The 23,026-nt window shown below is 57.4% G+C and carries 21 protein-coding genes and 1 pseudogene; 11 read left to right on the top strand and 11 right to left on the bottom strand.

Annotated features, from left to right (window positions below; genetic code table 11):
• Positions 1 to 418 precede the first annotated feature (418 nt).
• Positions 419 to 1,315, bottom strand: coding sequence for a LysR family transcriptional regulator (locus HGP17_RS10980; protein WP_205925921.1), 897 nt, complete (start codon positions 1,313 to 1,315; stop codon positions 419 to 421).
• A 254-nt stretch (positions 1,316 to 1,569) separates the two neighbouring features.
• Here HGP17_RS10980 and HGP17_RS10975 point away from each other — a divergent pair, with 254 nt between their 5' ends.
• Together HGP17_RS10975 and HGP17_RS10970 are read left to right on the top strand one after the other, a co-directional pair.
• Positions 1,570 to 2,979: an aminomethyl transferase family protein gene (locus HGP17_RS10975; protein WP_168808768.1), complete on the top strand. Its 1,410-nt coding sequence runs from the start codon at positions 1,570 to 1,572 to the stop codon at positions 2,977 to 2,979.
• 107 nt (positions 2,980 to 3,086) lie between these two features.
• Positions 3,087 to 3,959: a methylenetetrahydrofolate reductase gene (locus tag HGP17_RS10970; RefSeq protein WP_168808766.1), complete on the top strand. Its 873-nt coding sequence runs from the start codon at positions 3,087 to 3,089 to the stop codon at positions 3,957 to 3,959.
• Positions 3,960 to 4,303: 344 nt separating this feature from the next.
• On the opposite strand, the gene HGP17_RS10965 is transcribed toward HGP17_RS10970, so the two are convergent.
• Entirely contained in the window at positions 4,304 to 5,236 is a 933-nt protein-coding gene (locus HGP17_RS10965) for a LysR family transcriptional regulator (RefSeq protein WP_168808764.1), read from the bottom strand.
• A gap of 85 nt (positions 5,237 to 5,321) precedes the next feature.
• Here HGP17_RS10965 and HGP17_RS10960 point away from each other — a divergent pair, with 85 nt between their 5' ends.
• Genes HGP17_RS10960 through HGP17_RS10950 form a run of 3 tightly spaced genes read left to right on the top strand, consistent with a single transcriptional unit; the run spans position 5,322 to position 7,890 of the window.
• Positions 5,322 to 6,032, top strand: a complete 711-nt coding sequence (locus HGP17_RS10960) for a CoA transferase subunit A (protein WP_168808762.1) — start codon at positions 5,322 to 5,324, stop codon at positions 6,030 to 6,032.
• Positions 6,032 to 6,667, top strand: coding sequence for a 3-oxoacid CoA-transferase subunit B (locus HGP17_RS10955; RefSeq protein WP_168808760.1), 636 nt, complete (start codon positions 6,032 to 6,034; stop codon positions 6,665 to 6,667). The genes HGP17_RS10960 and HGP17_RS10955 overlap by 1 nt, the downstream gene beginning before the upstream one ends.
• 41 nt (positions 6,668 to 6,708) lie before the next feature.
• The gene (locus HGP17_RS10950; RefSeq protein ID WP_168808758.1) at positions 6,709 to 7,890 is read left to right on the top strand and encodes an acetyl-CoA C-acetyltransferase; all 1,182 of its coding nucleotides are present in this window, start codon (positions 6,709 to 6,711) and stop codon (positions 7,888 to 7,890) included.
• A 104-nt stretch (positions 7,891 to 7,994) separates the two neighbouring features.
• Here the strand turns inward: HGP17_RS10950 and HGP17_RS10945 are convergent, their stop codons facing one another.
• Positions 7,995 to 8,411: a hypothetical protein gene (locus HGP17_RS10945; RefSeq protein WP_168808756.1), complete on the bottom strand. Its 417-nt coding sequence runs from the start codon at positions 8,409 to 8,411 to the stop codon at positions 7,995 to 7,997.
• Between HGP17_RS10945 and HGP17_RS10940 the strand changes: the two are divergent.
• From HGP17_RS10940 to traR, 6 genes and pseudogenes are all read left to right on the top strand, one after another.
• Positions 8,370 to 8,629 (top strand): annotated as a pseudogene (locus tag HGP17_RS10940) (3-oxoadipyl-CoA thiolase); the annotation flags it as partial. The gene HGP17_RS10945 and the pseudogene HGP17_RS10940 sit on opposite strands and share 42 nt — an antisense overlap.
• A gap of 138 nt (positions 8,630 to 8,767) precedes the next feature.
• Complete coding sequence (locus tag HGP17_RS10935; RefSeq protein WP_168808754.1) at positions 8,768 to 9,556, top strand: GntR family transcriptional regulator; 789 nt, start codon at positions 8,768 to 8,770, stop codon at positions 9,554 to 9,556.
• Positions 9,553 to 10,827 carry an aminomethyl transferase family protein gene (locus HGP17_RS10930; protein WP_168808752.1) on the top strand — a complete coding sequence of 425 codons (1,275 nt, stop codon included), beginning with the start codon at positions 9,553 to 9,555 and terminating at the stop codon, positions 10,825 to 10,827. The genes HGP17_RS10935 and HGP17_RS10930 overlap by 4 nt, the downstream gene beginning before the upstream one ends.
• A 378-nt stretch (positions 10,828 to 11,205) precedes the next feature.
• A complete protein-coding gene (purU, locus tag HGP17_RS10925; RefSeq protein ID WP_168809136.1) occupies positions 11,206 to 12,090 on the top strand; it encodes a formyltetrahydrofolate deformylase in 885 nt (294 codons plus the stop codon).
• Between the two features lie 3 nt (positions 12,091 to 12,093).
• Positions 12,094 to 12,975, top strand: a complete 882-nt coding sequence (gene folD / locus HGP17_RS10920; protein WP_168808750.1) for a bifunctional methylenetetrahydrofolate dehydrogenase/methenyltetrahydrofolate cyclohydrolase FolD — start codon at positions 12,094 to 12,096, stop codon at positions 12,973 to 12,975.
• A 244-nt stretch (positions 12,976 to 13,219) separates the two neighbouring features.
• Positions 13,220 to 13,924 carry a transcriptional regulator TraR gene (traR, locus tag HGP17_RS10915; protein WP_168808748.1) on the top strand — a complete coding sequence of 235 codons (705 nt, stop codon included), beginning with the start codon at positions 13,220 to 13,222 and terminating at the stop codon, positions 13,922 to 13,924.
• Positions 13,925 to 13,933: 9 nt separating this feature from the next.
• Here traR and HGP17_RS10910 read toward each other — a convergent pair whose 3' ends face one another.
• From HGP17_RS10910 to HGP17_RS34005, 8 genes are all read right to left on the bottom strand, one after another.
• Positions 13,934 to 14,242 carry a transcriptional repressor TraM gene (locus tag HGP17_RS10910; protein WP_168808746.1) on the bottom strand — a complete coding sequence of 103 codons (309 nt, stop codon included), beginning with the start codon at positions 14,240 to 14,242 and terminating at the stop codon, positions 13,934 to 13,936.
• Positions 14,243 to 14,474: 232 nt separating this feature from the next.
• Positions 14,475 to 15,758, bottom strand: coding sequence for a peptidase T (gene pepT / locus HGP17_RS10905; protein ID WP_168809134.1), 1,284 nt, complete (start codon positions 15,756 to 15,758; stop codon positions 14,475 to 14,477).
• Between the two features lie 142 nt (positions 15,759 to 15,900).
• Entirely contained in the window at positions 15,901 to 17,154 is a 1,254-nt protein-coding gene (locus tag HGP17_RS10900) for a CapA family protein (RefSeq protein ID WP_168808744.1), read from the bottom strand.
• Between the two features lie 78 nt (positions 17,155 to 17,232).
• Positions 17,233 to 18,900 (bottom strand): ABC transporter ATP-binding protein, encoded by a 1,668-nt coding sequence (locus HGP17_RS10895; RefSeq protein WP_168808742.1) that lies wholly within the window; start codon positions 18,898 to 18,900, stop codon positions 17,233 to 17,235.
• On the bottom strand, positions 18,897 to 19,772 hold the full coding sequence (locus HGP17_RS10890; RefSeq protein WP_168808740.1) for an ABC transporter permease: 876 nt from the start codon (positions 19,770 to 19,772) through the stop codon (positions 18,897 to 18,899). The genes HGP17_RS10895 and HGP17_RS10890 overlap by 4 nt, the downstream gene beginning before the upstream one ends.
• Before the next feature lie 10 nt (positions 19,773 to 19,782).
• Positions 19,783 to 20,760: an ABC transporter permease gene (locus tag HGP17_RS10885; RefSeq protein WP_168808738.1), complete on the bottom strand. Its 978-nt coding sequence runs from the start codon at positions 20,758 to 20,760 to the stop codon at positions 19,783 to 19,785.
• A 6-nt stretch (positions 20,761 to 20,766) separates the two neighbouring features.
• Positions 20,767 to 22,362: an ABC transporter substrate-binding protein gene (locus HGP17_RS10880; RefSeq protein ID WP_168809132.1), complete on the bottom strand. Its 1,596-nt coding sequence runs from the start codon at positions 22,360 to 22,362 to the stop codon at positions 20,767 to 20,769.
• Between the two features lie 274 nt (positions 22,363 to 22,636).
• A complete protein-coding gene (locus tag HGP17_RS34005; RefSeq protein WP_348648913.1) occupies positions 22,637 to 22,978 on the bottom strand; it encodes a hypothetical protein in 342 nt (113 codons plus the stop codon).
• Positions 22,979 to 23,026: the final 48 nt, after the last annotated feature.

Below are 23,026 nucleotides of genomic sequence, written 5' to 3'. Positions count from 1 at the left end.
AAAGCGGCGACAAGTGCGCCGTGGGCCGCCTGAGCCAAGCTTACCAGTCATCCGTCGAGCAGTGATCAATGTGCTTGCTCTACCAACAGCACGGATCCACTCCGCACTGCCAACAGTACTCTCAGCCCGAAAACTTAATTCTGCCAAACTAGTACTAGCTGGTATGAGTTGCGGCAACGGCGCGAAGTTCAACCGTTTAATCATCCCGGCTGCCGTCGGCAAAACTTTCGGAAATGTGTTGCACAGGGATGACTTGCGAACATGCGCATCGGGCGGCGGCCCCCCGGGAACAGCGGATTGACGCGGAGCAATCCTGATGGCGATTGTCCATACTCGCCGATGAGCATTTTCCGCATTCCATTTCTACTAGAATGGTCTTCTGCTCCGGCCAGGCTAGGACTAAATGTTCAACCAGCTGCTAGATTGCAACCGCGCATCTGCAAGTGAGTTCGCGAAACCAGCTGTGGGCCGCATCCACGTTGTATCGCCGGTTCCAGATCAGGCTCACCTGGACTTCTGGCATCTGGAAACCAAGCGATGCGACGGAGTAAAGATCACGGTCCGGAAGGTCTTCCACCATCGCATCGGGAATGACGACCACGAGATCTGTGCCGAGGACCGCGCGCGCGGCTCCGAGGAACTGCGGTAATCGCAGCACCACATTAGAGCCATGTCCGGCGGTCGACAGAACAGAGTTGATCACGGTTCCGCTGTCGCGACGCTCCAGGATGATCTTGGGTATCCTCAGGAATGCCTCAAACGACAACGGCCCGTTATTTATCGCTGCGTTGGCGGCGTCGCCAATGCAGACCTCCTTCATTTGTACGAGCGGCTTCGATCCGAACTCCTCCTGTTGAGGAGCGAAGACGCCGATCGCGAAATCGACCTGTCCGCGCTGGAGAGCCTCGACGGCCTCGTTGGACCAGGCTTCCACAACCGAGATCGTAACATGGGGCGCTTGCCGACGGAGCTCGGGTAAAATTCGTGGAAGGAAATGGGCTGCACTCACATCAGCCTGTGCTATCACGAAGTGTCGTGTCGAGGTCAGCGGATCGAACTGCTGGTCGTTGAGAGCGGCACGCAGCTGTTCGAGCGCAGCCTCAACCAGTGGCCGTATCTCCTTCGCCCGCGCCGTCGGGATCATACCTTGCTGGGTCCTTACTAACAGCGGATCTCCGAAGATCTCGCGAAGCCTTCCAAGAGCACTGCTGACCGCCGGCTGAGACCGCCCTACGCGAGCAGCCGCGCGCGACACATGCTGTTCCTGAAGAAGAGCGTCGAGGACGGTCATCAGATTCAGATCAATGCTGGCCAAATTCACCCCTACACTCCATCCATTATTCACGCAGTCAATGGCCATATTCTAACTTGTAATTTGCGTGGATAATAGTTGCTCTCAATAATATCGCGCAGAACATCTGCCGCGGCTGGACCTAATCAGACCAAATCATTCCGCACGAAGTGGTCGATCCGGGCGCTGGTTCAGATGGAGGAAAATAGGTTGGAGCGGCGCACCCCGGGGTCGCCACCCATCTTACCCAAATACAAACCTGCTATGGGAGAAGCAGAATGACAAAGAAGAGCCTTCAACGCCAAATCGATGCTGCTGGGACGCCACTTGAATACCTCCGCAGTAATAAGGCACACCGGCACAGTAATCGCGATTGGGATCCAAAGCTGATCGTTCCCCAGGTCCCCTACGAATTCACCGATTGGGAGCGTGAACAGCGCGCTTGGCGAGACGGCGTTGCTCTCCTCGACCAGTCGCACCATATGCAGGCCGTCATTATAAGTGGCCCGGATGCCAAACGTTTTCTCAGCCACATGGCTTGCAATAATCTCGCGAACGCCAATCCCAGCCGGGCCTTTCAGATCATCTGCGTAGCACCAAACGGCTATATGGTCGGGGACGGCATCCTGTTACAGCTCGAAGAAAACAAATTCTCTGCTATCGGCCCCTTCATTCTCAACTGGCTTGCCTACCATGCCGAAATCCTTGACTTCGACGTAACGGCCTCGATTGACCCGCGATCGCCTGTCTACGCGAACGGATATGCCAACACTCGACCCGACTGCCGATATCAGATCCAGGGCCCCAAGGCCTGGGCGCTTATCGAAAAGCTCAATGGCGGCAAGGTCGAGGACGTTTCGTTCTTCAATGTCACCGAAATCAACGTTGCTGGTTACCGGATGCGCGGTCTTCGCCATGGCATGGCTGGCACGCCCGGTCTCGAGATTTGGGGTCCCTGGGAAGCTCGCGACAAGATCCGCGGGACGATCCTTGAGGCAGGCGAGGAGTTTGGCATTCTTGAGGTCGGTGCGGCGGCCTATCTCAGCTCGGCGATCGAATCCGGCTGGCTTCAGTCGGTGCTGCCAGCAATCTACACCGATAACGATCTTCGCGCCTATCGGGAGTGGGTCCCCGGCGATCACCTTGAGGGGCTGACCCGCGTTACAGGCTCGCAGAAGCGAGCCACGCTCGAGGAATATTACCGCACCCCGCAAGATATTGGTTATGGGCGATTCGTCCACATGGATCACGAATTTGTGGGTCGTGACGCGCTACGCGCGCTGATCGATCGACCCAAGCTGCAGAAGGTCACGCTCGCTTGGGATCAAGACGACGCCGCCAATCTTTTCAAAGAGATGCTTATGCCGGAAGGGAAAGACGTGAGGTTCCTTCACCTCCCCGTCATGTGCGACAAGATCGACATTCAGTATTTTTCGGTTACGTCCGGCGGTAAGGAAGTCGGCACAGCCCATTACACATCCTATCTTGCTACTGAGCGCGCGCTTCTCACACTGTCTCTAGTCGATGAATCTCTCAAGATCGGTGACGAGGTCACGCTGCACTGGGGCGAAGCGGGCGGGGGATTTGGAAACCACATGACCCCATCGACAGACATAGTGCCCATTCGCGCGATTGTGAGTCCCGCGCCCTATTCGCGTGTCGCCCGAGAGGACTACCGCAAGAACTGAAGTATCAAGCGGCGGCTTCAGCCGCCGAGCCATACCATCAACGATCCACCGAATCGCCCCCCGCTCATTGCCGGCTAGGGCGGACGGTGGCTGACGAGAACGATCGAATGAGACCATCTCCCATCCCAGCCGGAAGTTTCGCCGGCTCCGACCGTAAATTAGTTGATGCCTTCTCCCTCGAGATCACCACGAAGGACACTGAAGCGCTGAGGAAGGCGCAGCGTGCTCTGCCCCTTGGAACAACGGTGTCAGTCACGGCGCTGCCCGGCGAGGCATTGGACGTCCGACTGTCGGCGATCAGGGCGACGCGCGACCTTGGCTTCGAACCGATGCCGCACTTTGCCGCACGCAGCGTGAGTTCGAGAGAGGAACTGGAACATAACATTCGGCAGTCCCGGGTCGTGGGGCAAGTCGATCGTTGCTTCGTGATCGCGGGCGACAATGGCAAGCCAACAGGACCATTCTCGGACAGCCTTGGTCTTATCGAGACCGGCGTGTTCGAAAGCAATGGTGTGCGCATTCTAGGCATTGGCGGCCACCCTGACGGGCATCCGCACATGTCGGAGGAAGAGTGTTGGAAGGTGCTATCCGCGAAGTGCTCGGCGATTGAGGGGCGAGGCATGAGTCCTCTCATCGTTACGCAATTCGCCTTTGACGCGGATCGAGTACTCAGTTGGCTTGCTGCCCTGCGCGGAAGAGGCATTGGCGCTCCTGTGGAAATTGGCGTACCGGGTCCCACCAGCGTCAGTACATTGGTCCGCTATGCGGCTCGGTGCGGCGTGGGCGCTTCTGCCTCTGTGCTCGCGAAATATGGAATCTCAATCGGACATTTGCTAGGCTCGGCTGGTCCGGATCGGTTTGTCAACAAGCTCTCCGTTGGCCTTGTTGGCAAGCATGGCGCCGTCAAACTCCACTTCTACCCATTTGGTGGCATCTCAAAAACCGTTGAGTGGATCGAAGGCTACGTCAACCGTCAGTGAGTGCACCGGTTAAGTTGACTAAGCTCAGCCGAACTAAGACTTGCAGTATTTGTCGACCTTCGGGTCATGCTCGCCCAGTTGCCGACCATCCTATGCAGGGTTAACAGTGTGCCGAAGCGTTCGTGCAGCCCACTCCGGATGACCATTCGAGGCTGAAGTGCAATATGTTTAATGACAAATCTCTGCTTTAGTCATTGCGTTGACGTTCGTCGTGCACGCAAGCTCGCCAAATCGCGCATGCATCGTTGCTGCTTTGGCCTCGGATGTAGGTTAGGGCTCCGGCTATCCGGGTATCGAAAATCTGTTCTTCTATAAGGAGAATAGCCGCATGTTCTGCGGCGATCTCATGTGTCCGTATCCGAACTCCTACCAATTTTAGAATAAGAGCCTGCGCCGAGATCCATGCCTTCTGCTATTCGCAGCATCTCGACGACCACGGGGTCCCTTTCCATCAATCGACTGATAATCTGAAACGCAATGGGATCGACTTTGACGTCCTCAAGGACCGGCACCAGTTGCCCTCCTCGGACATGATCTCGCACCATCGCTTCTGGCACAAGCGCCAATCCCCCTCCCATCACGACAATGTCGATCATCGTCCGCAGGTTGTTACACAAGCTTATAGATTGATCGGACAGCCCACTTTCTGAGAGGCCTTGCCGCATCGCGCCATAGAGCGGGGAGTGACCGGGAAGCGACCAAAGCGGAAGATTTTCATGCACTGCGCCCGGCTGCAGCTTAGATGCTATTTGAGGTGAGGCCACCCATAGCATCTTGGCGACGCCAATCGGGGTTGATTTCAAGACAGGGTGAGCGATCGATCCGGCCGCGAGCGCAAAGTCGAATTTCCCGGTGAGGACACCATGGATGAGTTGGGCGGTGAGTTCGACATCAATCTCGAAAATTAATCTGGGAAAGCTGATGCGTTGCTCAGCCACGAAAGGCGGAAGGCACGTCGCCGCAGCGATCTCTCCGACACCGATTCGGACGACACCGCTCAACTGCTCGAATTCGGCTGTTCGCAGCAGTATTCCGCGTAATTTCTCCCAGACCGGGAGATACTCCTGCACAAGCTTTCTACCTTCCGGCGTCAGGATCATGTTTCGCCCACTCCTCTGGAAGAGCGTCATTCCCAGGCGGTCCTGAAGCTCTGTGACTCGGGCAGAAACAGCAGGTTGGGTCGTATTGAGGCGTTCAGCCGCCGCCGCAAAAGTTCCAAGCTGTGAAATGCAGATCAGCGTATCTAAATGATAAAGAGAGATGCGATCAATAGACATTGCTTATCAATATCGGAAAAAACAATTCATTGGAAGTAATCAATAAAATCGTGTTCCGTCGTCCCACTGGGCGAGGGAGGAAATCTTGACACGAAAAGTCTATGCGGACGCACAGGCGGCGCTCGAAGGACTGCTTTTTGACGGAATGCAAATCTGCGCCGGTGGTTTTGGCCTTTGCGGAATACCTGAGCGGCTGATCGATGCATTACGAGATTCTGGCGTGAAGAACCTGACGATCGCGTCGAACAATGCCGGTATTGACAATGAAGGACTCGGAAAGCTGTTGAGGGCGCGCCAAGTGCGCAAGATGATCTCAAGCTATGTCGGCGAAAACAAAGAGTTCGAGCGGCAGTATCTGGCGGGTGAGCTTGAAGTTGAATTTTGTCCCCAGGGTACACTTGCCGAGCGATGCCGGGCAGGCGGCGCGGGAATTCCCGGATTCTATACCAAGACCGGCGTCGGGACCGTGATCGCGGAGGGCAAAGAGACTAAGATGTTCGACGGGCAGGAATATCTGCTCGAACGCGGCATTTTTGCCGATCTTGCCATCATCAAGGGTTGGAAGGCCGACGAAGCCGGGAACCTGATATTTCGAAAGACTGCGCGCAATTTCAATCAGCCGATGGCCGCTGCGGCGAAAATCTGTGTTGCCGAAGTGGAGGAAATCGTACCGACCGGGTCACTCGACCCGGACTCGATCCATTTGCCGGGCATCTATGTCAAGCGGCTGATCATGGGCGGCCCTTACGACAAGAAGATCGAAGCGCGGACCGTGCGAAAGAGGGAGATCGCTTGATGGCCTGGACACGCGACCAGATGGCGGCGCGCGCCGCGAAATTTCTGCGGGATGGATTTTACGTGAACCTGGGCATCGGTATACCAACGCTTGTCGCCAATCATATCCCAACCGGGATCGAAGTGACCCTTCAGTCGGAAAACGGCATGCTCGGCATCGGACCTTTTCCTTTCGAGGGCGAAGAGGATGCGGATCTGGTCAACGCAGGCAAGCAGACGATCAGCGAGTTGCCGCAGAGCAGTTACTTCTCGAGCTCTGACAGTTTTGCGATGATCCGGGGCGGTCACATTGACCTGACTGTGCTCGGCGCCATGGAGGTTAGCGAGAGTGGCGATATCGCCAATTGGATGATCCCGGGCAAGATGATCAAGGGGATGGGCGGGGCGATGGACCTTGTCGCGGGAGTCAAAAAGGTCATCGTTCTGATGGAACATGTTTCCAAGGACGGTTCGCCCAAATTCATTCCGACTTGCACTCTGCCGCTGACTGGTCTCGGCGTCGTCGACACGATAATCACTGATCTTGCGGTCTTCGAGCGCTCTGCACCAAACGCACCATTCTCGATAGTAGAAAGAGCTGCGGGGGTAGGTGACGAAGAGCTTCGTTCGAAAACGACGGCCCATTATCTTTCGTAGGATTGGCTGGGCAACGAGAGCGCCATTAAGGGAGAAGTGCTATGAATACGCCATCCATCGTGATCGCATCGGCCGGACGCACCGCCGTCGGCTCGTTCAACGGCGCTTTCAGCGATACGCCAGCACATGATCTCGGCGCCGCGGCGATCAAGGGAGCCTTGTCGCGCGCCGGCGTCGATGCCGCCGAAGTGGACGAGGTGATCCTCGGACAGGTCCTGCCGGCCGGCGAAGGCCAGAACCCGGCGCGCCAGGCGGCGATGAAGGCCGGCGTGCCGAAGGAGGCCACCGGCTGGGGCGTCAACCAGCTCTGCGGATCGGGTCTACGTGCCGTCGCGCTCGGCATGCAGCAGATCGCGCTGGGTGACGCCAAGGTCATCGTGGCAGGCGGTCAGGAGTCAATGTCCATGGCGCCGCATTGCGCACATCTGCGCGGTGGGGTGAAGATGGGCGATTTCAAGATGATCGACACGATGATCAAGGATGGCCTTACGGACGCCTTCTACGGCTACCACATGGGTATCACGGCGGAAAACATCGCCCGCCAGTGGCAGCTTTCCCGCGACGAGCAGGACCAGTTCGCCGTTGCGTCGCAGAACAAGGCGGAGGCCGCGCAGACGGCTGGTCGCTTCAAGGACGAGATCATCCCCTTCCTGATCCAGACGCGGAAGGGCGACGTGACCGTCGAGAACGACGAATACATCCGCGCCGGTGCGACGATCGACGCAATGACCAAGCTGCGTCCCGCCTTCGGCAAGGAAGGCACCGTGACTGCCGGCAATGCTTCGGGCCTGAATGACGGCGCCGCCGCTGCTGTGCTGATGACGGAAGCAGAAGCTTCCCGCCGCGGTATCACGCCGCTGGTGCGTATCGTCTCCTGGGCAACCGCCGGCGTCGATCCGTCGATCATGGGTACGGGCCCGATCCCGGCTTCTCGCAAGGCGCTTGAAAAGGCAGGCTGGAAAATTGGCGATCTCAATCTCGTCGAAGCCAACGAGGCTTTTGCCGCGCAGTCCTGCGCCGTCGTCAAGGACCTCGGCCTCGATCCTTCGATCGTCAACGTCAACGGCGGTGCGATCGCCATCGGTCACCCGATCGGTGCGTCGGGCGCCCGCATCCTCAACACGCTGGTGTTCGAGATGAAGCGCCGCGGCGCCAAGAAGGGTCTTGCGACCCTTTGCATCGGTGGCGGCATGGGCGTCGCGATGTGCCTGGAGGCGTTGTAAAGGGAAGGATAGAGTTGAAATGACGGAACTTGTCACCTGAGGCGATTGGAGAAGTCGCGACAAGCTTTCTGCTGTTATCGCGGACGTCAACCGCTACTGGATCGCTACAAGCCGGACTGTTCTGGGGACAGCCATTGCCCATACCGGCTCTTTAATTCGGCGGCTTCCACCATAGTGGTCGGAAACAAGTCAAAGCCGCCATCATAAGGCGAGAACACCTTGCCAGTTTCTCGGTTGCACCAAAGTGTCGGGCCAGTGGTGTCGTCAGAGATGTCTGTAAAGAGTTCATCGAATACTTCAGCATTCCAGACAACGACAGACGTTGATGCCAGCCAATAATAATCGTCCTCATCCTCAAGATACCGGAGCCGGGGATTGAGTTCGGCTTGAAGGGGATTGAAGCGGCGTCCTGAATCCCCTTCGATCCGACACTGAACCAGCCAGCAATCTGCCCCTTTTCCGAGAATTTCGTTTCCAAGCAGGCCAAGGGTAATCCCGTTGTTGTGGGCAAGGACGAGCATCCACGTGCGACCTCGATAGAAGCACTCGCCAAGCTCGGAAGTAAGGCGGAACGGTCACTGCGTGGAACGCATCGGGCGTGAACGACGGTGCTGCTGCACCGCTTATCGCCTCTGAGGCGTCGTCGATGAAATAGGGCCTGCGGCGATCGCCCGCATCCTCGGGCGGCGCTGCAGCCGGCGTTCCGCCACGCATCATGGGCATAGGGCCGGTCCCGGCATGCTTCCAGGGGCCCATCCAACTTCCATAGGTATACGGTTTGAGCCATATTCCACTAATTTAATCGTTTTTTCTCCACGCAGCCTAGACAACGTATACGTTTCTGTGTAGCAGTAGTCTCGCCATCGGGGAGGATAGAATGGCTTCGGAGAATGACAATTCGCAGTCGCAAACGCTCAAAGCGGTATTAGGCCTTCGCGGGCTTATCGTTGACGGCGAAGTGCTTGCTGGGGAAAGAATAACCGAGCCGTTTATATCGGAGCGGTTTGGCGTGTCGCGAACACCTGCGAGATCGGCGCTCAATCAAATGGCGGATGAAGGTTTGCTGGAGCGAACTGCTTCCAACCGCTTCACCGTCAAGACTTATACGGAAGCCGATATTTATCAGGCGATCGAAATCCGTGGCACGCTTGAGGGTCTCGCCGCCCGCTTCGCGGCAGAGGGCAATGCGACATCTGGCGTTATCTCCGAAATGTATTCCTGCGTGATCCAGCTCGATGAAGTCGTCGATAATCTCAGCGACACTATCGACCAGGACGACTATGTCCGTCTCAACGACCGATTTCATGAACTTCTTGTTGAAGCTTCGGGCAGTCAGATGGTCGAGCGCTCCCTTGAAAAGATCAAATCACTTCCGTTTGCCTCGGCAAACGCTTTTGTCAAATCGCTCAGCCTCGACAAGCCATCGGTGCAGCGTGTGCTGCTGATGGCACAAGAGCAGCATCGAGCAATCGTCGAATGCATCAAACTTGGCAAAGGTGCCCGAGCCCAAGCGCTCGCGCTGGAGCATTCGTTCTGCGCGGCGCGGTACCTCCAGATACTAAAGGCATTCAAACAGAAAATTCCGTGGGCAAGCGACGAGCCTGAAGTCGGCGAGAACTTCCGACCAACAGGAGCTGTCCACCATCTCAAGGGAGGAAAAAAATGAACATGCACGATCTTCGTCGGACACCGCCGGGATACTTTACGTCCCGCTGGGGGCAGCCGGAATACACGGATTGGCAGGATGAGAGTCTGTCTTGGAAAGAAACTTGCTATATCGGCGATTGGTCCTTCCTGTGGGAGCGGCGCTTCAAGGGGCCGGACGTTCTGAAGTTGCTCTCCGACGTGTCCGTCAACAGTTTCGAAAAGTTCGCCGTGAACCAGTCGAAGCACGTCATTCATACGACAGAGGCCGGAAAGATCATTGCGGAAGGTATCGCAACCCGGCTGAGTGACGATGAAGTGATGCTTTTCGGCCGAGGCACCTTCTGGGTGGACTACAAGCTTCGGCACGGGAATTACAAGGTCATTTCGAAGCCTGACGACTGGTTCAATTTTCAGGTTTCCGGCCCGACTGCGATCCACGTGGTGGAGAAGGCGTGCGGTCAAAGTCTTCGCGACGTCAAGTTCATGCACAATGGACGCGTCCAAATCGCTGGCTGTGATGTTCTCGCTCTGCGACAGGGAATGGCCGGCGAGATCGGCTACGAGCTCCAGGGCGACATCGCAAAAAGCCAGGAAGTCTATCAGGCCATCATGGAAGCGGGAAAAGAGTTCGGCATACGCCAGCTCGGAGGACGTACGGCGTTCATCAACCACCTTGAGGCCTGCTTTCCGACGATCGTCACCGACTACCTGCCGGCGATCTTTGGCGAGGACATGAAGGATTATTTAACGGAGTTCAAATCCGCGATGCCGGCCTTCGCTTCCACCTTCAACGTGGCTGGAAGCTTTGAAGGTGGCGACATTTCAGACTGGTACCGCAATCCTGTTGAACTTGGTTGGGGGAAGCGGGTGGTGCTGGATCACGACTTTATCGGTCGCGAGGCGCTAGAGAAGGAGGTAGTGGCCCCGAAACGCACCATTCGGACCCTTGTCTGGAACGCCGAGGATGTCGCCGATGTCTATGCCTCTCTCTTCAGGGGAGGGCCGTCATACGACTTCATGGAGATGCCACGAGATCAGCGTGGCTTTATGTATGCAGATAAGGTGTTGAAGGACGGACAAATCGTCGGGGTGACGACGTCTCGCGGTTACAGCTATTCTTTCCGGAAGATGCTCTCACTATGCACTATCGATGTTCAGCACGCCGAACCGGGTACTGAAGTCACTGTTGTTTGGGGGAACCCGGGACATCCGCAGAAGCAAATTCGCGCAATTGTAGCGCCTGCGCCATACAAGCAAGACAACCGTCGCGCAGACGTCGCAGTAGTCTAGCGCTCTTGCAGCCACTGAATTGATCTCCCGTCCGACGTTCGCATGAAGGTCGGATAGGAGACTGCGGCCTCTAAATAATTGTCAGGTTTCCTCGGGCAGTCGTTGGATGCGCCTGCGATTGAATGGCGCTGCTCGTGATCTCCATCAGACGCTCGGTCACGTTTGGCCCCATGCATGTAGGCAATTTTTTTAAGCGCCTCGTCGTGTTTCAGCGCAACCCGATGAAGTTCCTTTCCGGAATCATCGTTCTGGACCGTGGCCGCATAGCCGGTGGCGCAAGCAGAGAACTCTAGCGCACGAAGCCATGCCTATTGAATGTTCAGGGCACGGCGTGCGGCTCGATGTGACAATCTAATCGAAGACTATTGGGATAAAGTGATGAAAAACCTCGTTCTTACAGTATCATGCCCGACAACTCGCGGGATCGTGGCGGCCATATCCGGCCTCCTAGCTGACAAGGGCTGCAATATCGTCGACTCCTCGCAGTTCGACGATTTGGAGACTGGCCAATTCTTCATGCGTATCGGCTTTGTGTCTGAGGAAGGCGCGACAAGGGAAACGCTGATCGAAGCGTTTCGGCCGGTCGCAGAGAAGTTCGATATGGTATGGCAAATCTTCGCCGCGGACGAGCGGGTCAAGGTTATGCTCATGGTTTCCCGTTTTGGGCACTGCCTGAACGATCTCCTCTACCGTTGGAAGATCGGGGTACTCCCTATCGATGTCGTCGGTGTCATTTCCAATCACTTTGACTACCAGAAGCTCGTGGTGAACCATGACATTCCCTTCCATCACATTCCCGTAACGAAGGCCAATAAGACGGAAGCGGAAGCCCGGATCATGAGCCTCGTGGAGCAGACCGGAGCGGAGTTGATTGTCCTCGCCCGCTACATGCAAATCTTGTCGGATGAAATGTGTCAGAAGATGTCCGGTCGGATTATCAATATCCATCACTCCTTCCTGCCGAGCTTCAAGGGAGCCAATCCTTATAAGCAAGCCTATGAACGCGGCGTCAAATTGATCGGTGCGACAGCCCATTACGTCACTGCTGACCTGGATGAAGGGCCTATCATCGAGCAGGACACGGTGCGCGTCACTCATGCGCAGTCCGCTCAGGACTATGTTTCGCTAGGCCGCGATGTCGAGGCGCTGGTTCTGGCGCGCGCCATTCATGCGCACATTCATCACCGCACCTTTATCAATGGCAACCGGACCGTCGTGTTCCCGCCAAGCGCCGGCTCTTATGCGTCCGAAAGGATGGGCTGAACGATGGCCAGAACTATCGATGGAAAGCAAGTTGCAAACGCCATAATTGCAACGGTGACTGAAGGCGCGTCGACGCTGGAGTTCCAAAGCGGAGTTAAGCCCTGCCTTGCGGTCGTCATAGTCGGGGACGATCCGGCGAGCCATGCATATGTCAACGCCAAAAGCCGCATGGCAAAACAATGCGGGTTCCACTCGATACAGCGTAGCTTGCCTGCGGATATCAAACAGGAGACGCTCGAGGAACTCGTTGCGGGGCTGAACCTCGATCCAAACGTACATGGCATTCTGGTGCAACTACCCTTACCAAAACACTTATCGCCGGAACCTGTGATCGCAGCCATTTCGCCGGATAAGGATGTTGACGGCCTCAATGTGATCAATGCCGGCAAGGTTGCTGTGGGAGACCTGCAAAGCGGTCTCCTGCCGTGCACACCGGCCGGCGCCATGCTGCTGGTGGAAGAGGTCCATGGCCGTGATCTGTCAGGCCTTAATGCAGTTGTGATCGGTCGGTCCAACCTATTCGGAAAGCCTATGGCGCTCATGTTGCTGGCTGCCAATGCCACTGTGACAATGGCGCATTCAAGAACACGAGACCTGCCGGCGATATGCCGTACGGCAGATATTCTGGTTGCCGCGGTCGGTCGGGCGCATATGGTTCGCGGTGATTGGATAAAGCCAGGCGCGACCGTTATCGATGTCGGGATTAATCGGATTCCAGCACCTGAAAATGGTGAAGGGAAAACCCGACTGGTGGGGGATGTGATGCTTGCCGATGCGGCATGCATCGCCGGTGCTGTGACGCCAGTGCCGGGTGGGGTTGGGCCGATGACGATCGCCATGTTGATGAGCAACACGCTGAAGGCGGCTCAGCGCGCGGTTGATTGAGGGAACCTGAAATTCTGAGGTTCGGGAGGGATGGGACTGCGAACGCAATGCTTATTCGGATTGCGCTCAATCATTCATGGACACGTCGCGTGGCACGCAAGATGCGTCGTTCAACATCTCACGTCAATCACGGTTCCATAAACTAGATTATCTGATTTTCCATCTAAGATTGCATACTCGGCCAAATACTTTTGTTGAGGAATAGTTCGTGACCTGTCCCGTCTGACAATTTACGGAGTAAAATATGCAACATTGGCTGGACAAGCTAATTGACCTTGCCGCGTTTCGGGGCGACGAAGATGTTCTCAAGGATGCTCTGACCCATCTTGCCGACCAAGCGGGATTTTTCGGCTACGCCTATCTATTCATTCGACCGGGTCACACCATCGCCTCATCGAATTATCCTGCCGAATGGCGGTCGATCTATTTCAAACGAAAATTTGAGGCCATCGACCCGATCGTAAACCGCGCAAAGTCGCTGAAGCGGGTGTTTCGGTGGAGCGGAGAAGTAGAAAGGCGGCACCGTTCCAAGGAAGAGCGGGCGTTCTTTGACTGGGCAGCGGATTTCGGGATCCGCTCTGGGATCACCATACCCATTAAAGCTGCCAATGGATCGACTTCCATGTTCACGCTTGCCTCCGATAAATCCGCAATTGACCTCCAACGCGATATCGATCCTGTTGCGGCGGCCGCCGCCGTCGGCCAACTTCACACCCGTATGTCATTCCTGCCTCTAACACCTAGTGACCAGCACCCGGCCTGGCTTGACCCGAAGGAGGCCGCGTATCTCAACTGGATCGCGGTCGGTAAAACGATGGACGAAGCCGCCGATCTGGAGGGCGTCAAATACAATTCCGTCAAAAGCAAGCTCGAAGAAGCCAGGAAGCGGTTTCAGATTCACACCATGCCGCACCTAGTTGCGCTGGCCATCCGGGCAGGGCTCATCTGATCGACAGCATCAATTGACGGATACGTTGGGGATAAAACCCAGAATCCTGACCAATGTATTGAGGGCTTTCATCTGCGCGTGCATCGCGATCATAGCTTCCACGTATTTGAGATGCTGCTCTCCGCCAATCGCCTGTCCCGTTTTATGGTCTGCCGGCAATGCTTGGAACAGCTGATCGGCTTTCTCCACGAGTTGTCGGTGGAGACGTATGGCGTTGACCGTCAAAATCTCGATATCTGCGGTATTCAGACCCCGTGTAAGCCCGATCACCGGACGCAGTTCACTCGTATCCGACACCGTCGCGTCACTCAAATTCATTATCGATCCTCCCAAGTTTAGTCCGCGGTTCGCCCCAAACCGCTAGTCCTCGATCCCGGTCGGGTCGAATTGCACCCGGCGTGTCCTGCGGCCATTAGCTCCAGCGCATGGACACACATCGAATCAAACGACGTGACACTTCTCGCAGATCTCCTAACCTATCCACCCTACCCTTTTTGTGGATTAGTGAACCTCAAACTGCTCCCAAGGTCGTTCGCACCAATCTGACGAGTTAGCTCGCGCTGCTTCGCGCGATCCGGATCGACCCTTTAGCGTCACGCGTTTTCGCGCCGCGTTCTGCTGTAAGAGTGCAGAGCATGAAGGCGGTCTCGTAGGATTTTTCGAACGCCGGAATCGGCAGGAATTCGAAGCGCGAATGGAAATTATAAGCACCGGTGAAAAAATTCGGGGTAGGCAGACCGCGCGCAGATAGGGCCGCCCCGTCGGTTCCGCCACGCATCGGCGTGAGTTTTTTCTCTATCCCGAGCCTGTCCAACGCGCTGAACAAGAGTTCGGCTGAGCGGTCATCGCCCTTAAGGCAGTCCCCGATATTGCGATAGGTGTCGGCTACACTGTAATGTACCGATGCGGACGGATATTGCGACCCGATCCGTTCCGCGACATCGCCGATGCGCTGTTTTCGTTGTTCGAACATGGCGTTATCGAAGTCGCGGATCATGACCTTGAGCCGCGCCTCGGTGTCGTTCGCAACAAGATCCTTGAACCAGAAATACCCCTCTCGCTTCTCTGTGCATTCAGGTGTTTCGTTGCGGTCGAAATGGGAAACGAAGTCGAGCGCCATCAGCAGCGGATTGATGAGCACGCCCTTCGCGGACATTGGATGCGCGCTGACGCCGGTAAAGACGATCTCGCCGGCGGCGGCGTTAAAATTTTCGACGACGACCTCACCGAGCTCGCAGCAATCGATGGTATAGGCAAAGTCGCATGGGAAGCGGCTCAGATCGAGAGCCTTGGCGCCGCGCAGTCCGATCTCCTCATCCGGAACGAAGGCGACGAAGACATCGCCATGGGTGTCGGATGAATCAAGCCGTCCCATAAGCGTCATGATGACCGCGATCGCCGCCTTGTTATCCGCCCCGAGTACGCTCGTGCCATCGCTGAGAATAATGTCCTCTCCCTGCCAGGGAAGAATTTCCGGATGGTCTGCGACCCGAAGCCAGATATCCTCCTCGGGGTTGAGGCACAAATCCTGTCCCTCAAAACGTTTGATCTGCGGCCGGATGACCGGCGATAGGCCGACATCGACCGTATCAAGATGGGCGATGAACCCGATGCGTGGCCCGCCTCGCCTGTTGCCGCGCTTCATGCCGGTCACGATGGCATGTTCGTCGACGATGACATCATCAACGCCAAGGTCGCGCAGTTCTTGCGCCAGCAGCCTCGCGAGCTCAAGCTGACCCGGAGAAGAGGGCGGATGCGACGACGCGGCGTCACTCTGGCTCTCTATAGCGGCGTAGCGGAAAAACCGGGCGACAAGCTCATCGCGCGGGGGCATCGCTCCTTGTTCAATCGAATCCATTCCATTCCCTCACTCGCGACGGATAATGATGCGCTACGAGGCTGCTCCAAGAACAGCCGACGATCGGCTTCCGTCCTCTCGCCTCCCAAATCATACAGCCTCTATGCATGGGGCCAGGTCACGTTTCAGCTGACGTCTGGACGCGAAGAACGCCGACCCCTTGCTCCAGTTCGATTTGCGCGCCCAGTTCTGCCGACTGTTCCTTGAAGCGCTGGAGGATTCTTATTGCACTGCTCCCGGTCGTAAGGTGGGGAACCATCCGGCTTTCGAGCAATCCGTCCTTCAACCCGTCCTCACCGCCGATTACGACAGGATAGAATCTGATGTCGCTCAGATCATTGTCTCGCCCGTAAGAACATAGGCCGACAACACTTTCCCACACTTCCGGCGCCTGCCATGTCGATTTTTCCGACCTGACATGAAAGATGAAATTTCCCAGGCTGTAAAAGATCGGGCGGCGACGATAGATCTCCACGGGCTGAAGCACCGGTGCGCCGTGACTGACGAACATTGCGGCGCCCGCGTCGATGCACCGCTTGGCAACCCCGCTGACCCACTCTGGCACCCGGTACCAGTCGGATGCCCAGTGGTGATGATGCAGATAAGCTATGACGAGGCGCCCCTCACCGGCAGCGGAAGCGATCGCCGCCAGGTTCCGTGCAATGTCGTTTTCATCGACTTTGACGCTCCTTCCGTAGCTGTCGGATCGTTTGAAGATTGCGCGCGCGATCCCGATCTCTTCTTGCGGATCAACAAGCGGCGGATCGTCCGGCTGGCTGTCATTGGTGAGGTCGATCGCAGTGTAGCCGACACTTTCCCGAATGGAGCGGAGCTGGCCGAACGCCGTCTCATCGACTTCGATGACCTGCGACAGACGCAGCCGGTTCACGCCTGGCCGCGGCGGCCGACCTATGTCAGCATTCGCTGCATACATAAAATCGGGACCCGGTCCGCCGTCCATCGCTACGATGGCGATACGCCGCCCGGCAATTGTCCCGATGCCGGCCCGCGAAGCCTCAAATTGGTCTCGGCCGAGACCGGCGTGGAGAAAGCCTCGCTTCTCAACCTCGTTCAGGGTCGACAGCACGCCGGGCGGGCCAAGATCGAAGGCATGGTTGTTCGACAGCGAAAGTGCCCCAAATCCGCTGGCGTGAAGTGCATCCAGAACGACGGGCTCACTGGAGCCAAAGAACGATCCCTTGAGCGGCCATCCGCCATGGCTTCCAAGGATGGTGCCCTCAAAGTTGGTGAATGAAAGGTCCGCTTCCTGTAGAATCGCTTGCACTTCGTGGAAGGCGGGCGCGCGAATGGCGCGGATGTCGTATTTTATAAGGGATTGGCCCGTGACGGCCAACGTGAACCTGTCATTCATTAATCACCTTTTGGCTGCGAAGCGCCATCAACGTTTGGAAAGCGGGAGTTCAAACCTGGCCGCAACAGCTCGGCGAGCTCAACAGGTGAACCGGCTGGGCCGTGCTTCGACGAGGGCGCGCGTGTAACGATTTTGGGATTGCGAGAAGATGAAATCGGAAGGCCCGAAGTCCTCGACCCGGCCGTCCCTGAAGATATAGACAGAGCTGCAGAGCTGCTGCACGACGGCGAGATCGTGGGAGATGAAGATCATCGTCATTTCCCGCTCCTCGATGCTCTCCTTGAGAAGCCTGATGATGTCCGCCTGTACGGACACGTCGAGCGCCGAGGTTGGTTCATCCGCAATGATGATCTCAGGCCTCGCCAATAGTGCCCGAGCGATGCAGACGCGCTGCTTTTGACCACCCGACAACTGGTGCGGATAGCGGCTGAGAAGGTTTCGGGGGAGACCCAGCCGATCCATCATCGCTGCCGTCTCCCCCAGCTCATCATTGGGTTGCATACCTGCGCCAAACCGGATGCTTTCACGCAAGGTCTCTCCTATGGTCATCCTGGGATTTAGCGAGACCGCGGGATCCTGGAAGATCATCTGCACGCGACCGAGGAGACCGTTGCGGCGACTGCTTTTGGAAATATCGAACTCAGTTGCGCCAATCGTTACTCTGCCGGCTGAGGCCGTGTCCAATCCGGCCACGATACGGCCGATCGTTGTCTTTCCGCTTCCGCTTTCGCCAACAATCCCGACGATCGCACCGCGTGGCAGCTCGATGCTCACATCCTGCAGTGTGAACTTCGCGTTGGCCCGGCTAAAGCAGCGCGACAAGCCCGGCGAAAAGCTCTTCGAAACGCCGGCTGCGGTAAGTAGGATCGTGCGGTCCGGCTCCTCCTGCGTCGCGATGCTCCGATCGCCCTTTGCGTCTTCCTCAGCTGCAGTTGTAGAAGTCCGCAGGCGTGGAACTGCCGCAAGCAGGCCGCGCGTGTAGTCGTTCCTGGGCCTATCGAGAACGGTCGCGGTGCGATCCTGCTCCACCACCTGGCCTTTTCTCATGACGAGAACCCGGTCGGTGATTTCAGAAACCACCCCCATGTCGTGAGTGACGAGGATGATGGAGACGCCCGTCTCGTCGACAAGGGCTCGAAAAAATTTTAGAATCTGCTTCTGGACCGTAGCATCCAGTGCCGAAGTCGGCTCGTCGGCGATGATGATGTCGGGAGATCCGGCAAGCGCGATGGCAATGACCACCCGTTGTCTTTGTCCGCCGGAAAATTGATGAGGATAATTGCCGTATCGCAGCTCCGGCTCCGGAATGCCGACGCGGGTCAGGAGTTCGACTGCACGCGCGCGAGCCTCGCGTCTCGAGACGGAGCTATCGACTGCCAGAATTGTTTCCTCGACCTGAGCGCCAACACTCATCAGTGGATCGAGGGAAGCTGTATGATCCTGAAAAATGGCGGATATCCTCCGCCCTCGGATGGCGCCCTCCGCTTCTTCCATAGCGCCGATCGGCCTGCCGTCGAATTCAATCGTCCCCGCCACCCGCTGAAATTCAGGGGCAAGCAAGCCGAGGACGGCATTGCCCAATGTCGACTTTCCGGCACCCGATTCACCTATGATGCCCAGGATCTCGCCGCGCCCGAGCTCGAAACTCACATCCTGCAGGATCGTGACCGGCCCGGATGCGGAGAGATGGCGAAGGCCGAGGTTCTTGACCCGAAGCAGACGCGTTTTTTCATTTTCATAAGTCATTCCGGACGGCTCCTTGGGTCGAGACGTCGGCGAACGTCCTCGCCGACGAGATTGATGCTTGCGATCAGGCCAAAGAGGGCGAGACCAGGAAAAAGGCTGATCCAGTATTGACCCGTCAGAAGGTACTGGAACCCGTTTGCGACCGTGGAGCCGAGCGATGGCTTGTCGATCGGAACACCGAGGCCAAGAAAGGACAGGGTTGCTTCGAGCGCGATAGCGTGGCCGATCTCGATCGGTATCAGGGTCACCGCCGGCGCGATGCTGTTTGGAAGAAGGTGGCGGAAGATGATCCGAGATGTCGGCAGTCTCATGAGCCGCGCGGCATCCATGTAGGGCTTGCTTGTCTCAGTGAGCGCCAAGCTCCGCGCCAACCTGGCATAACCAGCCCACTGAGCGATGATCAGCGCCAGTATGATCCGGTCGATTCCTGGTCCCAGCGTGACGATCGCGATCAGGGCGACGAGGATCGTCGGCAGGCTGAGTTGAAGGTCGACGAGCCGCATGATCACGATGTCGGCCCATCTGCCGAAATAGGCTGCGCTGACGCCGGCCGTCAGCCCGATCAGGGCGGCAATCGCGGCACTCGTGACCGAGACAACCAAGCTGATGCGCAGGCCATAGAGGATGCAGCTGACGACATCCCTGCCGAGCCCGTCCGTTCCGAGCAAGTAGAGATAGCCGCCGCTTCCCCACGTGCCAGGAGGAGAAGATGCCTCCCACCCATAGATTTGTAGGGGGTCGTAGGGATTTTGCGGAGCAACCACCGGTGCGATGAGAGCAAACAGGACGAAGGTGGCGAGCAGAATGCCAGACACGGTCGGCGTTGGCCATGGAGGGCGCCCGCTCAAGGCACGGAGAATAAGAGCTTTCATGACGATTCCCTTATGAAGGCAGACGCACGCGCGGGTCGAGCACGGCGTGGAAGACATCGACAAAGGCGTTCAGAGCGACGAAGACGACCGAGATGAAGGTCAGTGTCGCCATCACCACCGGCCGGTCGAGAAGCTGGATGGAATCGATCAGCAGCTTGCCGACACCTGGCCATGAGAAAATCGATTCCACGACCACCGCAAAGGCGAGCATGCCGCCGAATTGCAGGCCGATGATCGTGATGATCGGCATGCTGATGTTGGGCAGCGTGTGACGAAGCAAGATCCGCCGCGGAGAAAGCCCTTTCGCACAGCAGAACCGTGTGAAGTCCAGGCTCTCGACCTCGATCGTGCCCGACCGCGCCAGACGCGCGATCAAAGCGATGTTCGGGATCGCAAGAGCGAGCGCCGGAAGGGCCATATGCCACAGCCCTTCCCACGTCAGGACGCTCCAATCCTGCCCCATGAACTTCGCTGTCGCACCCCTGCCCCCGGATGGAAACCAGCCTGTCAGAATGGCGCCCGTGAGGATGAGCATCATGCTCAACCAGAATGAGGGAACGCTGAGCGCAAACACACTCGATTTGAGGATGGAGCGATCGAGGAGCGTGCCCTTCCTCCGGCCGACGAGGAGCCCCACTCCCGTGCCGGCCGGAGCCGCGATGAGCATCGCGACGCAGGCGAGCTCGAGCGTCGCGGGAAGCTTGCTCATGACCAGCTGGAGGGCCGGCAGATGATAGATGTACGACGTCCCGAAGTTTCCGCGGATGACGCTATCGATGAAAAGAACGTATTGGCGCCAGATCGGTTGATCCAATCCCAGCGCCGCCGTCGCGCGCTGAATATCCTCAGGCGTGGCGGTTTCGATGTTGACGATGTTGAAGACGGGATTGCCGATGCTGTGAACGCCGATGAAGCCGATCAACGACATGGCAATGAGGAGAAGGAAAGCTTGGCTCAGTCTTCCCAATGCGGCTGAAATCAATGCCATGATCGCTTACTCCGTCACTGGAAGGGCCTGCATCGCGGTCGTCCAGCCACGGGGATGCATCACGTATGAGCCTACCCTCGGGCCGAAGCCGACGATATGATGGAAGTGGTAGAGCGGAATGATCGGCTGGTCGGCCATCACGAAGTCCGTCGCGTCGGCAAGCGCCTTGTTCCGCTCCGGCCCGTCCTGAATGCTTTCGGCTTTTGCAAGCATCGCGTCGAAAGCCTGGTTCCGGTAATGCCCAAAATTCAAGGCTCCGGTTCCGCGTGCGGAATTTGGCGAGGCCAGGAGAGCGTGGAGAATGACATCGACCGCCTCACCCGATGTCCCGCCGTACCAGACGGCAAAGTCACCGCTGGCACGCTTCGTGTTGAAGACCGAGAACGGAAAGGCTGCAGGTTGGACGGCGACACCTATGCGAGCCCAGCTTTGTGCAATTGCCTGAAGGCTCTCGCTGTCGCCGGGATAACGGCCGGCGGGTCCTGCGAGGACAAGATTAAAGCCGTTTGGATAACCGGCCTCGGCGAGCAGCGCTTTGGCTTTGTTGTAATTGGGGACCTCAGGCTGCAGATTGGCCGAGGTACCGGGTAAGCCATTTGGGAAAATCTGCGCCGCGGCCGTTCCGTAACCGGAGAGAATCTTGTCGACGAGAATTCCGCGATCCGTTGCCATCGCAAGCGCGCGCCGCACCGAAGGGTTTTTGAAAGGATTGGGAATCTGTTTGCCGGATTTGTCCGTCACATCGGGAAGCGTTTCCCGCTCGACGTCGAATTGCAGGAAATTGATGCGCGCAGCACTGATGTCCTCAATCCGGACTCCGCGCTTTTTCAGGGACGCAACGTCACGGGCCGGAATAGAGTCTGCAAGGTCGACATCCCCGGCGGCCAATGCCGCCACACGCGCTGCGGGGTTCTCGATGATCCGAAAGGTCACCGTCGACCAGGCGGGCCTGCGGCCCCAATAGTCATCATTCCTCGTGAGCTTCAGCATCTCGCCGGAACTCCAACTCTCGAACTTGTAAGGGCCTGTGCCGTCGGGAGGGCTGCCAGCATTGAGCTCCTCCGTTGTCTGGAACCCCTCCCCTTTTGGCCGATGCATCACGAAGATCGAGGAGAACGCCAGCGGCAGGTTGGGCACGTTGCCATCCGTATCGATGACAACCGTCAGAGGATCGGCCGCCGAGATCGCCTTGATGCCGGTTAGGTAGGAGCGAAAGCCGCCATTTGGCGTGTTCAGGAAATTTCGAATGCGCTCGATCGTGTAGACCACATCGTCCGCGGTGAAGGGAGAGCCGTCGTGAAAACGAACGTTCTCCCGCAGCTTGAATTCCCATTGCGTATCTGATGTTGCCCGCCAGGAGACGGCAAGACCGGGCTTCAGACCGAGACGCTCATCCTGGTAGACGAGCCGCTCATAGATGTGCGACAGCAGTGAGGTATTTTCATTCAAGTTTGCGTAATGCGGATCGAGCGTCATCAGCTTGTACGAGGTCGCAATCCGCAGCTCCTGAGCCTGTGCCGGCCCGGCCAGTACGGTCCAGATCGCGAGCAGGATCAGCGACGCGGACAGGATGAGCCGACGCAATGGATTTCCGAGTGTCATCATGAAGTTCCCTTTTTGATTTTTGACGCGACCGGCGCCGCCGCGGTGGAAGCGGTCCCACCACGCATGTCTATTGAGATGATTTCCTAAAGGATCGGGCTTGTACCGTTCTCCCGATAACCAGCCTCGCGGCAATCGCTCCGAACACCGAATCCTGAGGCCTTCCCGCCCAAGCCAAGCAAGGAGAACAGACAATCCAAGAAGCCGAACAAAGCCGGTGGAATCTTAGAGTGGTATCGAAACAGCGAACGTGAACAGCGCTGCACGCGCTGCGCTAAACACCGTGAATCGCACCCTGCATCGCCGCCGTGACCTGACGACGGAAGCTACCGCGAGACGATACTTCGGCGTCGATCTCAAGCAGATCGGCGATGACGGAACGGAGCTGTGGCCAGGGGTATTCATCGCTTGAAGCGGATGGTTGCCATTTGGCGAGCATGGCATCGAGCTTGACGCTCACGCCGACGATCGATTCCGCTGGCGTATACCATAGCCTTTCGGCCAGCTCGTCCTCCATAACGGCCGCACGCTCCTCTTCCTGGATCGCCTCGCTATATCCGATCTCACCGTCGGCGACCTTCCAGGCCTCGGGCGCCTCGGATGGCGTGCCAACCATCGCGAGCAGTCTCTTTTCGAGCCCTTGCTGCCGCGGACATGATTCGAT

It is taken from the genome of Rhizobium sp. P38BS-XIX (genome assembly GCF_012641435.1).
Taxonomy (GTDB): domain Bacteria; phylum Pseudomonadota; class Alphaproteobacteria; order Rhizobiales; family Rhizobiaceae; genus Rhizobium.
This window is presented reverse-complemented; position numbering and strand designations above follow the sequence as displayed.

Coding starts and splice junctions, on each gene's coding strand:
- HGP17_RS10975 (WP_168808768.1), top strand. CDS start 1,570: ATGACAAAGAAGAGCCTTCAACGCCAAATCGATGCTGCTGGGACGCCA.
- HGP17_RS10970 (WP_168808766.1), top strand. CDS start 3,087: ATGAGACCATCTCCCATCCCAGCCGGAAGTTTCGCCGGCTCCGACCGT.
- HGP17_RS10965 (WP_168808764.1), bottom strand. CDS start 5,236: ATGTCTATTGATCGCATCTCTCTTTATCATTTAGATACGCTGATCTGC.
- HGP17_RS10955 (WP_168808760.1), top strand. CDS start 6,032: ATGGCCTGGACACGCGACCAGATGGCGGCGCGCGCCGCGAAATTTCTG.
- HGP17_RS10950 (WP_168808758.1), top strand. CDS start 6,709: ATGAATACGCCATCCATCGTGATCGCATCGGCCGGACGCACCGCCGTC.
- HGP17_RS10945 (WP_168808756.1), bottom strand. CDS start 8,411: ATGCTCGTCCTTGCCCACAACAACGGGATTACCCTTGGCCTGCTTGGA.
- HGP17_RS10935 (WP_168808754.1), top strand. CDS start 8,768: ATGGCTTCGGAGAATGACAATTCGCAGTCGCAAACGCTCAAAGCGGTA.
- HGP17_RS10930 (WP_168808752.1), top strand. CDS start 9,553: ATGAACATGCACGATCTTCGTCGGACACCGCCGGGATACTTTACGTCC.
- purU (WP_168809136.1), top strand. CDS start 11,206: ATGAAAAACCTCGTTCTTACAGTATCATGCCCGACAACTCGCGGGATC.
- folD (WP_168808750.1), top strand. CDS start 12,094: ATGGCCAGAACTATCGATGGAAAGCAAGTTGCAAACGCCATAATTGCA.
- traR (WP_168808748.1), top strand. CDS start 13,220: ATGCAACATTGGCTGGACAAGCTAATTGACCTTGCCGCGTTTCGGGGC.
- HGP17_RS10910 (WP_168808746.1), bottom strand. CDS start 14,242: ATGAATTTGAGTGACGCGACGGTGTCGGATACGAGTGAACTGCGTCCG.
- pepT (WP_168809134.1), bottom strand. CDS start 15,758: ATGCCCCCGCGCGATGAGCTTGTCGCCCGGTTTTTCCGCTACGCCGCT.
- HGP17_RS10900 (WP_168808744.1), bottom strand. CDS start 17,154: ATGAATGACAGGTTCACGTTGGCCGTCACGGGCCAATCCCTTATAAAA.
- HGP17_RS10895 (WP_168808742.1), bottom strand. CDS start 18,900: ATGACTTATGAAAATGAAAAAACGCGTCTGCTTCGGGTCAAGAACCTC.
- HGP17_RS10890 (WP_168808740.1), bottom strand. CDS start 19,772: ATGAAAGCTCTTATTCTCCGTGCCTTGAGCGGGCGCCCTCCATGGCCA.
- HGP17_RS10885 (WP_168808738.1), bottom strand. CDS start 20,760: ATGGCATTGATTTCAGCCGCATTGGGAAGACTGAGCCAAGCTTTCCTT.
- HGP17_RS10880 (WP_168809132.1), bottom strand. CDS start 22,362: ATGACACTCGGAAATCCATTGCGTCGGCTCATCCTGTCCGCGTCGCTG.
- HGP17_RS34005 (WP_348648913.1), bottom strand. CDS start 22,978: ATGGTTGGCACGCCATCCGAGGCGCCCGAGGCCTGGAAGGTCGCCGAC.